General features: G+C 65.1%; 9 protein-coding genes and 1 tRNA gene. 7 read left to right on the plus strand and 3 right to left on the minus strand.

What is annotated here, in order from left to right; genetic code table 11:
* Positions 1 to 152: 152 nt before the first annotated feature.
* From hslV to VN419_RS11255, 3 genes are read left to right on the plus strand one after another with little or no spacing between them, the layout of a single operon-like run.
* Complete coding sequence (gene hslV / locus VN419_RS11245; RefSeq protein WP_325647322.1) at positions 153 to 701, plus strand: ATP-dependent protease subunit HslV; 549 nt, start codon at positions 153 to 155, stop codon at positions 699 to 701.
* Complete coding sequence (hslU, locus tag VN419_RS11250; protein WP_325647323.1) at positions 698 to 2,077, plus strand: ATP-dependent protease ATPase subunit HslU; 1,380 nt, start codon at positions 698 to 700, stop codon at positions 2,075 to 2,077. The genes hslV and hslU overlap by 4 nt, the downstream gene beginning before the upstream one ends.
* 9 nt (positions 2,078 to 2,086) lie before the next feature.
* Positions 2,087 to 2,506, plus strand: a complete 420-nt coding sequence (locus VN419_RS11255; RefSeq protein ID WP_325647324.1) for a PaaI family thioesterase — start codon at positions 2,087 to 2,089, stop codon at positions 2,504 to 2,506.
* 112 nt (positions 2,507 to 2,618) lie between these two features.
* On the opposite strand, the gene tmcA is transcribed toward VN419_RS11255, so the two are convergent.
* The 3 genes from tmcA to VN419_RS11270 form a co-directional block, all read right to left on the minus strand.
* The gene (gene tmcA, locus VN419_RS11260; RefSeq protein WP_325647325.1) at positions 2,619 to 3,038 is read right to left on the minus strand and encodes an acidic tetraheme cytochrome c3 TmcA; all 420 of its coding nucleotides are present in this window, start codon (positions 3,036 to 3,038) and stop codon (positions 2,619 to 2,621) included.
* Between the two features lie 136 nt (positions 3,039 to 3,174).
* Positions 3,175 to 4,245, minus strand: a complete 1,071-nt coding sequence (locus VN419_RS11265) for a phosphotransacetylase family protein (RefSeq protein ID WP_325647326.1) — start codon at positions 4,243 to 4,245, stop codon at positions 3,175 to 3,177.
* 98 nt (positions 4,246 to 4,343) lie between these two features.
* Positions 4,344 to 6,446, minus strand: a complete 2,103-nt coding sequence (locus VN419_RS11270) for an acetate--CoA ligase family protein (protein ID WP_325647327.1) — start codon at positions 6,444 to 6,446, stop codon at positions 4,344 to 4,346.
* Between the two features lie 201 nt (positions 6,447 to 6,647).
* Here VN419_RS11270 and VN419_RS11275 point away from each other — a divergent pair, with 201 nt between their 5' ends.
* The 4 genes from VN419_RS11275 to VN419_RS11290 all read left to right on the plus strand — a co-directional run.
* Positions 6,648 to 8,564: an NTP transferase domain-containing protein gene (locus VN419_RS11275; RefSeq protein WP_325647328.1), complete on the plus strand. Its 1,917-nt coding sequence runs from the start codon at positions 6,648 to 6,650 to the stop codon at positions 8,562 to 8,564.
* Between the two features lie 90 nt (positions 8,565 to 8,654).
* Positions 8,655 to 8,730 (plus strand) — tRNA-Thr (locus VN419_RS11280).
* A 297-nt stretch (positions 8,731 to 9,027) separates the two neighbouring features.
* A complete protein-coding gene (locus VN419_RS11285) occupies positions 9,028 to 10,281 on the plus strand; it encodes an EAL and HDOD domain-containing protein (RefSeq protein WP_325647329.1) in 1,254 nt (417 codons plus the stop codon).
* Positions 10,282 to 10,440: 159 nt separating this feature from the next.
* A partial coding sequence (locus tag VN419_RS11290) for a thiamine pyrophosphate-binding protein (RefSeq protein WP_325647330.1) occupies positions 10,441 to 10,927 on the plus strand: 487 nt, incomplete at its 3' end.

Below are 10,927 nucleotides of genomic sequence, written 5' to 3' on the forward strand. Positions count from 1 at the left end.
CGCCCTGGCCGAGCTGCGCCGGGGACTTGAGCAGGGGCTTGTCCAACGCGTCGCCTTGTTCCTGCGCGGCGCTGATGCCCTTATTTTCTGGAGCGGCCTGGCCGAGGCGCTTTTCGGTCCGCCGCAGGTTCCCTAGACCACAAGGAGCGAACATGGATATTCACGGCACCACAATTCTCGCCGTGCGCAGCGAGGAAGGCACCGCCATGGCGGGTGACGGCCAGGTGACCCTGGGCCAGAGCATCGCCATGAAGCACACGGCCAAGAAGGTCCGCACCATCTACAAGGGCCGCGTCATGGTGGGCTTTGCCGGGGCCACGGCGGACGCCTTCACCCTGTTCGAGCGTTTCGAGAAGAAACTCGAGTCCCACTCCGGCAACCTCGTGCGCGCTGCGGTGGAACTGGCCAAGGACTGGCGCACGGACAAGTACCTGCGCAGGCTGGAGGCCATGATCCTGGCGGCCGACGCCGAAAACATCCTGCTCATCACCGGCACGGGCGACGTCATCGAACCCGACGACGGCATGGCGGCCATCGGCTCGGGCGGATCTTACGCCCTGGCCGCAGCCCGCGCGCTCAAGCGACACACCTCCATGCCCGCCAAGGACATCGCCCTCGCCGCCATGAAGATCGCGGCGGAACTGTGCGTGTTCACCAACGAGAACATCACCCTGGAGACCAGGGAACGGGAGGCCAAATGAGCTCCCTCACCCCGCGTGAGATCGTTTCCGAACTGAACAAGTACGTCATCGGCCAGGCCGAGGCCAAGCGCATGGTGGCCATCGCCATGCGCAACCGCTGGCGCCGGCAGAAGCTCGACCCCGAACTGCGCGAGGAGATCGCGCCCAAGAACATCATCATGATGGGCCCCACGGGCGTGGGCAAGACCGAGATCGCCCGCCGCTTGGCCAAACTGGCCAAAAGCCCCTTCCACAAGGTGGAGGCCACAAAGTTCACCGAGGTGGGCTACGTGGGCCGCGACGTGGAGTCCATGATCCGCGACCTCATGGAGATCGGCATCACCATGGTGCGGACCGAGGAGCGCGAGAAGGTGCGCGTGCGGGCTGAAGGGCACGCCGAGGATCGCCTGCTCGACCTGCTGCTGCCCGGAAGCACGCCCAGGCCCGGCGGCTATTCCTTCACCCCCATTCCGGACCCGGCCTCGCCGCAGCCTGCGGAGCATGTGGCCACGGCCAACGAGAGCACGCGGGAGAAATTCCGCCAGCTCTGGCGCGAAGGCAAGCTCGACGAACGCATGGTGGAGCTTGAGGTGGCCACCCAGGAAGGTTCCGGCGTGTCCATCATGGGCATGCCCGGCATGGAGGACATGGGCGGCCAGGTGCAGGACATGCTGGGCCGCTTCTTCCCGCAGAAGAAGAAGCTGCGCAAGATGAAGGTCAAGGACGCCTTCGCCGCGCTGGTGCAGGAGGAATCGGACAAACTCATCGACATGGACAAGGTGCAGGACATCGCCCGCGAACGGGTCGAGCAGTCGGGCATCATCTTCCTCGATGAGCTGGACAAGATCGCCAGCCGCCAGGACCACGGCGGGCCGGACGTCTCCCGCGAGGGGGTCCAGCGCGACCTTCTGCCCGTGGTCGAAGGCTGCGTGGTGAACACCAAATACGGCATGGTCAAGACCGACCACATCCTGTTCATCGCCGCCGGGGCCTTCCATTACGCCAAACCCAGCGACCTGATCCCCGAGCTTCAGGGGCGCTTCCCCCTGCGCGTGGAGCTCTCGGCCCTCGGGGCGGACGAGTTCTACCGCATCCTCACCGAGCCGCAGAACGCGCTCACCGTGCAGTATTCCGCCCTGCTCGGCACCGAGGGGCTCTCCCTCACCTTCACCGACGACGCCCTGCACGAGATCGCGGCCACGGCCCAACGCATCAATGAGGAAGCCGAGAACATCGGCGCGCGCAGGCTGTACACCATCATGGAGAAGATCCTGGCCGAGCTGTCCTTCGAGGCCTCGGACAAGGGTGGCCAGAGCGTGGTGGTGGACCGCGAGTACGTGCGCGGCCAGCTGACGGAGATCGTGGAGAACCGCGACCTCTCGCGCTACATTCTGTAGGGGCGCGGCATGGACTTCGAAAAGCTGAAGGACATCATCGAGAACGGCCTGCCCTTCAACAAGTGGCTGGGCATCAAGGTGGTGGAGTTGGCTGAGGGCCGCGTGAAGCTGTGCATCCCCTTCAAGCCGGAGCTGGTGGGCGACCCGCGCCGCCCGGCCTTGCATGGCGGCGTGCTCTCCACCCTGGTGGACGTCACCGGCGGCTTCGCCGTGTGGACCAGTTGCCACCTGGAGGACCGCATCGCCACCATCGACCTCTCGGTGGACTACCTGCGCCCGGCCGGGGCCAAGGACCTCTACGCCGAGGCCGAGGTGCGCCTCTTGGGCAACCGCGTGGGCAACGCCAGCGTTGTGCTCTGGAGCGCGGGCGAGCCGGAGCGTCACGTGGCCGTGGGCCGTGCCGTGTACAACATACGCCGAGGCAAATAACGGGTGCTGAAAAGAGCGGCGCGACGCCTCAGGCGGCGACGGACGCAAAAGAAAAGGCCGGGGAAACCCGGCCTTTTTCATTCCCGAAACGAAAGACCTCGTGCGAAGACGGCTAGCCGCCCGGCACTTCCTTCACGTGGCACTGGCTGCACTTCACCGGGCCCTTGCCCTGCGCGCGGTGACAGTCCTGGCAGAGCTTGTGGTAGGCCATCATCAAGGCCGGGGCCTGGTCGTTGGGCGTGGGCCGCACCTGGTGGCAGTCCGAACAACGGCGCTGCGTGGTGGAGACGCCCGGCACGCGGCGGCCCGTGGCGTCGTAGGCGTGGTGACAGGCCGTGCAGTCCTTGAGCTGGGCCTTTTCATTGTGCTCGTTGTGCTTGAAGGGCACCGACATGGGCCGGTGCTCCGGGAAGGCCGGGTCCTTGAGCTTCTGCATGGAGTCCTGAGCCAGGGCGGGCAGCAGCCACAGGGCCGCCACAAGCAGGGCCGCGCAGGGGGCGGCGGCTTTTTTCAGCAGGGAGGTATGACGCATGAAATCTCCTGTATGATGTCGTGGCGCGGGCTTCACAGGTTGAAACCCGGCGGTGCAGGTGGCCGGCAAAGCGGCCGACCGGGACCGGGAACATTCAGGCCGCATCGGTCAAGCTTAGACGAAAAAACGGGGCGCGTCACTCCATGCCCAGGCGCTGGCGCAGCAGGTCAAAGTCCAGGGCGTCGGCCACCAGGCGCACGCCGTGGTTCACCTTGATCATGTCGCGCAGCTTGTGGCGCGAGAGGATGTTCTCCATCTTCTTGGCCACGGCGAAGGTGTCCTCGCGCACCATGATGATGGGGGTCTGGAGCACTTCGGAGCGGGTCAGGATGATGTCGTTGGGGTGCAGGTTCCCCGTGAGGATGAGGCAGGGGCAGCTGCCCTCGAGCGCCACCAGCTGCACGTCGGACCGGTCGCCTCCGACGATGATGGCCGAGTTCTTGTGGCGCATGAAGTGGGCCAGGAAGTTCTCCACCTGCATGGTGCCGATGAGGAAATTCTCCACCACGCGGTCGGCCTTGTGGTGCGCGCTGATGACCTTGCCGCCCAGGCGCTCGGCCAGGTCGCTCACCTTGATGGCGCTCATGATGGGGTCCGAGGCGATGACGCCCAGCACGTCGACCCCCTTGCGGCGGAAGAAAGGCACCAGCAGTTCGTCCACCTCAGGCCGGTAGTGCTCCGGGATGTCGTTCAGGATGACCCCGGCCAGATCGTCGCCCAGAGCCTCGCGGCAGCGCAGCAGATAGTCGTACTTGAGTTCGTTGGAGTAGCGGTCGATAACCACGGTCTTGGCTCCCAGCGCGCGAGAGACGCTTACGCCGTCGAGCCCGCAATAGGTGCCGGAGCCGAGGAAGTTGCCCGAACCGGCGATGATCATCACGTCCTTGCCCTCGGCAAGCTTGCCGTAGGCTTCCACTATGCCGGGCATCAGGTCGCCGATGTCCTCGCTGAAGGCGCGGCGTGTGAAGTCGCGGTTCACCACAACAGGCGTCACCAGGGAAGGATCCTGCCGCAAGCCCAGAACCTCCTGCAGGAACATGGCGTCCTCGTCGCCGGGCTTGCCGTCCTCCTTGCGGGGCACGGCGCCCACGGGCTTCATGTAGCCCACTTTGAGCCCCAGCTTCTTGAAGCGCAGGCCCAGGGACATGGCGATGAGGTTCTTGCCCGAATAGCCTGTGGTGGAGCCTATGTACACGCCAACTGCCATTTATTCCTCCTCGCGCGCGCCTGTGGGGCGCGGGGCGCTTGCCGGTGCGGGACCATTTACACGGGCGGGATCAACCGTACGGAATCTGCCGGATGGGATCAACCGCGCAACGTCAGGCGCGCCTCTGCCACCAGGGCGCCCTCTTCATTCACCAAAACAGGGTTCAGCTCCGCCTCGTACACTTGCGGAAAGTCCTGCGCCAGGGCCGCCATGGCCAGCAGCACGTCCTCCAGGGCGCGAAAGTTCACGGCCGGCTCTCCGTCCACCCCTTTCAGCAGCAGGTAGGAGCGGATGGACCTGATCATGCCAAAAGCCTCGGCGCGACTCAAGGGAATCAGGTGGTGCGACACATCTTTCAGAATTTCTGAGTGGATGCCGCCCAGGCCGAACATCAGAAGCGGGCCGAACTGGTCGTCGCGCCGCATGGACACCACGACCTCCAGGCTGCCTGCCGGGGCCATGGCCTGCACCAGGCAGCCAGAAACCACGGCCTCCGGCCGGATGCGCCGCACATGGGCGGTGAGGTCCCGGAAGGCCTTGCCCACGGCCTCGTCGCCCAGAAGTCCAAGGGCCACCCCACCCACGTCCGTCCTGTGGGTCAGCTGGGCCGAGGCCACCTTGAGCGCCACGGGCACATCCATGGCCTTGGCAGCCTGCACGGCCTCCGCACTGCCCCGCGCCAGCACCGTGGCCGGAACACGCAGGCCATAGGCGGCTGCAAGTTCGCGGGCCTGGGAATCCGCCAGCTCCTGGCGGCCCTGGGCCGTGGCCGCGTCCAAAATTCGCCGGGCCGCATCCAGGTCGCGTCGGGGCGGCTCGAACACGGGCACGGGCTTCTGCCGCCACTGGGCGTAAGCGTACATGGCCTCGATGCTGCGCAGGGCCGGTTCGGGAAAGGCATAGCACGGCAGGCCCGCCTGGCGCAGAATGTCACGCCCGATGCTGCCGTGGGCCCGGCCCAGCAGACAGGTCATCACCGGCTTGCTGGAACGGCGCGCCGCCTGGGCGATGGCCGTGGCCGTGGCCTCGATCTCCACCATGGCCGTGGGCGCGATGAGCAGCAGCACCGCGTGCACCAGGGGATCGTCCAGCACGGCCTCCAGACTCTTCCTGTAGCGCTCGGCCCCGGCGTCGCCGATGATGTCCACGGGGTTGTACACCGAGGCATAGGGCGGCAAGGCGGCCTGCAGGCGCTGGATTGTCTCCGGCGAGAGCCGGGCCATGTGCAGGCTGGTCTTCTCGCAGGCGTCCGCCGCCAGGATGCCTGGCCCGCCGGCGTTGGAAAGCACGGCCACGTTTGGCCCGCGCGGCAGGGGCAGGCAGGAGAAGGCCTCGGCAAGGAAAAACAACGACTCCAGGTCCGGCGCGCGCACGATGCCGCACTGGCGGAAGGCCGCAGCATAGGCGTCGTCCGAACCGGCAATGGCCCCGGTGTGGGAGCTTGCGGCCTTGGCCCCGGCATTGGTGGACCCGGCCTTGAGCATGATCACAGGCTTCTTTCGGCTCACCTCGCGCGCGGCGCGCACGAACTCCTCGCCGCCGTCCACGTTCTCCATGTAGCCCATAATGACTTTTGAGGCCGGATCGGAGCCGAGGTAGGCCAGGAGCGAGGTCTCGTTCAGCACGGCCTTGTTGCCCAGGCTGATGAACTTGGAAAAGCCGAAGTGCTCGCCCCGCGCCCAATCGAGAATGGCCTGGCACAGCGCCCCGGACTGGGAGCAGAAGGCCACGCTGCCGGGCACGGGCTGGGAGGCGGAAAAGCTGGCGTTGACGCCGTGGGCGGTGTTCATCATGCCCAGGCAGTTGGGACCGAGCAGCGCGATGCCGTGCCTGCGGGCGCAGGCGGCCAGATCGCGCTCCAGGGTGTAGCCCTCGCGCCCGGCCTCGCGGAAGCCTGCGCTCAAAACGATGGCCGACTTGAGGCCGTGCGCGGCGAGGTATTCAAAGGCAGGCAGCACGGCGTCGCGCGGGACGGCGAACACGGCCAGATCAATGCCGCCGGGCAACTCGCCCAGGCTGCGCGTCACGGGCAGGTCCTCGATGGTGCCGCCCTTGGGGTTCACGGGGTACAGGCGGCCCTTGAACCCGGCGGCAAGCATATTGGCCACCACCGCATTGCCCACTTTGCCCGGCGTGGCCGAAGCTCCGATGACCGCGACGGTCTTTGGTGAGAAAAAGGCCTGCAAGGCGCGCTGGTCCACGTAAGGCTCCCGTATGCCGCTTTCACGCCGCCTGGCGCGTGCTGCGGCTTCGCCGGTTTGCCGGAGGAATTCCCCGTTGTCCGCCTGGATACACTGTCAGGCTCCGGGCCTCAAGGGGCTGGGGAGCCGGGCGGGCATCTTTGCCGAGAAATATCCGCCCCATGTGTTGCCGAAAAGCGCGTCACACCATATAGATTTCATATGCTCAGCGCATCAACCGCCAGCTCGACCCGCCTCAGCGCCGCCATCCTCGTGGGCGGAGCCGCCACGCGCATGAACGGCGCAGCCAAGGCCTTGCTCGACATCGACGGACGCAGCATACTGGAATGGCTGAAAGAAGCCCTTGCCGCTCGTTTCGACGAAATCCTCATCGTCTCCAAGGAGCCGCAGCCGTATGCGGGGTACTGCGCAAACTCTTCTCCGGGCGAAACGCCCTTGCGCCTGGCCCTGGACGCCCTGCCCGGCCGCAGCTCGCTCACGGGCATCCACACCGCCCTGGCGAACGCCCGCACTGATCACGTCTTCATTACCGCCAGCGACACGCCCTTCCTGCGGGCGGAACTGCTGACCGCCCTGCTGGCCCACCTGCGGCCCGAGGACGACGTGGTGCTGCCCCTGAAGCCGGACGGCTACTTCGAGCCCCTGTGCGCGCTCTACTCGCGCCGCTGCTTGCCGCACATCGAGGCCCAGCTTGCGCGCGGCGACCACAAGATAATCCGCTTCTTCGACAAGATCCGCGTGAACCCGCTGCCCGTCGAAGAATTGCTCAAGGCCGATCCCGGCCTGCTCTCCTTCAAAAACGCCAACACCCCGGATGAACTGCGTGCCCTGCGCGATACCGCAGCCAGCCTGCGCCGTCCCCCTACAGGAGGTCCCGTGACCCAGGAGCGTATCTCCCGCGATCTGGCTTTAGAGCGCATCCGCCACCATATCCGCGAGTACCCGCCAAAAGTGCTCGACATCCCGCTCATGGACAGCCTGGGACTGGTGTGCGCCCAGGATCTGTTTGCGGTGCGCTCCACCCCCGCCGAGCCGAGATCCTCTGTTGACGGCTACGCCCTGGCCAGCCAGGACGTGCGCCAAGCCAGCGAGGAAACCCCCGTCACGCTGATCGTCAGCGGTCAAATACGTCCGAGTACGGCGGCCCCGGCGGCACTACAGCCCGGTCAGGCCGCGGGCATTCTCACCGGCGGCCCGCTTCCGGCCAGTGCGGACTGCGTGGTCACCAGCGAGTCTGTTGAAGTGAGAGGCGATGAACTGCGCATCGTGCGGCCCGTGGCTGCGCTGGACCATGTGCGCGGGGTCGGCAGCGACCTCAAGGCCGGGACGCGCATTGTACGCCGGGGTGAGGACCTTACTCCTGCGGTGTTGGCTGCCCTCGCGGTTTCCGGCGCCATGCGCGCCAAGGCCTACACCTCGCCCAAGGTGCTGGTGCTGGCCCTGGGCAACGAACTGGAGGCGCTCGACGCTCAGCCCGCGCCCGGCCACATGCCCGCGGACAACCTGCTGCTGGCCGCTGGCCTCATGCGCAACCGCAGCGTCCCGGACGTTCAGGCAGAGGTTTGCCCCAATGACTTGGGCGAAATCGGCCGCAGGCTCACCACTGAAGATTGCCAGTGCATTGTGACCACAGGAGGCACCGGCCCTGGTCAGCGTGATTTCATCCTTCGGGCCGCGCAGGAGGCAGGTTTCGCCCCACTGTTCACCGGGCTCACGCTCACGCCGGGCAAAAGCATGTTCGCCGCAGTGCGCGGTGGAACGCTGCTCTTTGCACTGCCTGGAACTCCCTGGGCCGTGTTCGCCCTCATGCACGCGCTTGTGCTACCGGCAATGTGCTGGTTGCGCGGGCGCACCCTGCCTGTGCCAGGGCCCATCCTGGCCCGGCCCCAGCTCATGCCAGTTGCGGCCCAGCTGGGCTGGGAGCGTCTGGTGCCCTGCACAATCTCTCCCCTTGGGGCGGAACTTCAGGCCCAACCACTGCTGGACCGGGCGCGCGAGGCTCGGCTGGACATGCTCCAGGCCCAGGGGCTGCTCATCGTCTCAGACAAGGCTGAGACCGGCGAACTCCTGCCCATGATCCCCATCTGGGAGAACCGGCGCGGGCACAGGCTGGACTGAAGACGCGTCCGGCACGTTGGCTGAAGCGAGGGCTCCATTTTCGCCTTGACCCTCATTTCGGCCTTGTGTATCAAGGCTCCGCATGAGTCAGCCAGCGTAGCTCAGCTGGCAGAGCAGCTGATTCGTAATCAGCAGGTCCGGAGTTCGATTCTCCGCGCTGGCTCCAGAGCTGACAAAGCCCCGCACGGTCTACCGCCGTTGCGGGGCTTTTTTACACTCAAATGAGACGTCCTTCCCAGAAGGACCTATCGATGACAAATTCAACTTTCTGATACTATGCCACACTTGGCATAGAAATAATCGCAAAAAGACCATCTTCTTTCTACGCAGCATATTGCCAATTCAGTGCATCGAATGTATTGAATACGTATGAGCCAAGCCCAGCGACGGGCAGCTTGGAGCTTGTTTCTCCAGTTTCGAACTTTGCGCAGCACACGCTTTCTAGTGAAACTCTGGAGCGACAATGACCGTTGAACAGAACACATGTGATCCGGGGTTCATGGTCACCCGCCAGCCTGTTTTCGACCGGGGGCTGAAGCCGTGGGGAACGGCCATGCTCTTCGCCCAACCCGGAGGCGAAAACCAGCTTTTCGCCGATGAGACAACGGCGAACATGCTGCTTGAAACCTACCTCCCGCAACGGGGCCCCTCTCACGCGCGTACAATCGTGTACTTCCCGGCCCAAGCCGTGCTGGACCGCATGCCACGGCTCCTGTGGCCGCAAGGTATCGTCGTTGAAGTCGACGAGGCCGCAGGCGCCACCCCGGACATCCCCGATGCTGTGAACGAACTGAAGCAGGCGGGCTACGGCATCGCCGTGTCCGGCTTCCAGAACACGCAGGCCTGTCGCGCCCTGAACACCCTGGCCGAGATTATCATCTGCGACACCCGCAATCTGGAAAACGGCCCAAACCTTCAGGAGCGCATTAACGCCGCCCACGAGTTCGGAGCAAAGTCTCTGGTGCGGGGCCTCGCCAGCTGGCACCCCATGTTGGAGGCCAGAGCCACCAACGCCGACATGTTCCAGGGCTTCTTCTTCAACAAGATGAATCTGCGTCCCAGCCAGAAGAGTGTCACCGCCACACAGGTCTCGCGCTTGCGCCTGCTGGAATGCCTGGACAAGCCCGACGCCGATTTCAAGGCCCTGGCCCGCGTGGTGGAGGCTGACGCCGCCCTGACGTACCGCCTGTTGCTGTTCCTCAACTCCGCCAGTTTCGGCTTGGCCCGGCAGGTCACCTCCATCCAGCAGGCCATTGTCATGGCAGGCTGGAAGCCTTTGAAGAAGTGGCTTGAAGTGGTTCTGCTGACGGATCTTTCCCCCTCGGCCCGCCACCAGGAGCTGTGCTACTACGCGGCCCAGCGTGCTGGTTTTCTGAAGCGCGTGGCCAAGGCCGCGGGCAGGGAGGCCCTCATGCCGAGGCTGTCTCTGCTCGGCCTGCTCTCTTACCTGGAGGCCATACTGGAGATGCCTCCCGCTCAAGCCCTGGCGAGCGTCCCCATCGATGATGATATCCGCCTCGCCTTGTGCGGACAGCCGAGCCCTCTCTCCGCATGGCTTTCCCTTGTGCGGGCCATGGAGAACGCCAACTGGGCCCGGGCCGGGGAACTGGCCGCCAGCTTGGGGCTGTGCCTGCCAGATCTCTCGCGCTGTTACCTGGATTCCATGACCGAAGCGGACACCCTGTTCCGCCTGCTTCCTGCTCCGCAACCATCATAAATTCCTAGCTTCCTCCATCCAGTCAGACCTTGACTTTCCCTGCGAATTCACGCGCCGGGGTCTGGTCTCCGCCCCCTGCACAATCCCGTTCCGGGAAAGTGTCTGGCTCCCTGACGCCTGACAGTCCAGACATGTCTGCGTCACCAGACACTCCAAAGCATGAAGTTCAAGGTCAGTTGGTCCCGCAGCCAGCGCCTGACAACAAATAAAACATTGCAAGTCTGCATCTTAGATGAAATCATGAAGATAATTCTTGTTGCAGTCGGCACACGGCACAACGCTTGCTCTTTCCTTCACAAGCCTACCCCCACGGGTTGGCAAATTCTGAAGACGGCCCAACCGTTCTGGAAAGGAGAGGCAGCGATGAAAATGACCCCGAGCGAGGCGTTGGCGGAAACCTTGGTGGCCGAGGGCGTACAGAACGTCTTCGGTATCGTCGGGTCCGCATTCATGGACCTTCTGGACCTGTTCCCGGCTGCGGGCATCCGCTTCATTCCCTGCGCGCATGAGCAGGCAGCCGCCCACGCGGCGGATGGTCTGGCGCGCGTCACCGGCAAGCCCCAGGCCTGCATCGCGCAGAACGGACCTGGCGCGCTGAACTTCGTCTCAGCCATTACTGCCGCCTTCTGGGCGCATTCCCCCGTGG

Source organism: Humidesulfovibrio sp. (assembly GCF_035560995.1).
Taxonomy (GTDB): domain Bacteria; phylum Desulfobacterota; class Desulfovibrionia; order Desulfovibrionales; family Desulfovibrionaceae; genus Humidesulfovibrio.

Excerpts from the sequence above, each read along its gene's own strand:
- VN419_RS11255 (WP_325647324.1), top strand. The coding sequence starts at position 2,087 with ATGGACTTCGAAAAGCTGAAGGACATCATCGAGAACGGCCTGCCCTTC.
- tmcA (WP_325647325.1), bottom strand. The coding sequence starts at position 3,038 with ATGCGTCATACCTCCCTGCTGAAAAAAGCCGCCGCCCCCTGCGCGGCC.
- VN419_RS11285 (WP_325647329.1), top strand. The coding sequence starts at position 9,028 with ATGACCGTTGAACAGAACACATGTGATCCGGGGTTCATGGTCACCCGC.
- hslV (WP_325647322.1), top strand. The coding sequence starts at position 153 with ATGGATATTCACGGCACCACAATTCTCGCCGTGCGCAGCGAGGAAGGC.
- hslU (WP_325647323.1), top strand. The coding sequence starts at position 698 with ATGAGCTCCCTCACCCCGCGTGAGATCGTTTCCGAACTGAACAAGTAC.
- VN419_RS11265 (WP_325647326.1), bottom strand. The coding sequence starts at position 4,245 with ATGGCAGTTGGCGTGTACATAGGCTCCACCACAGGCTATTCGGGCAAG.
- VN419_RS11275 (WP_325647328.1), top strand. The coding sequence starts at position 6,648 with ATGCTCAGCGCATCAACCGCCAGCTCGACCCGCCTCAGCGCCGCCATC.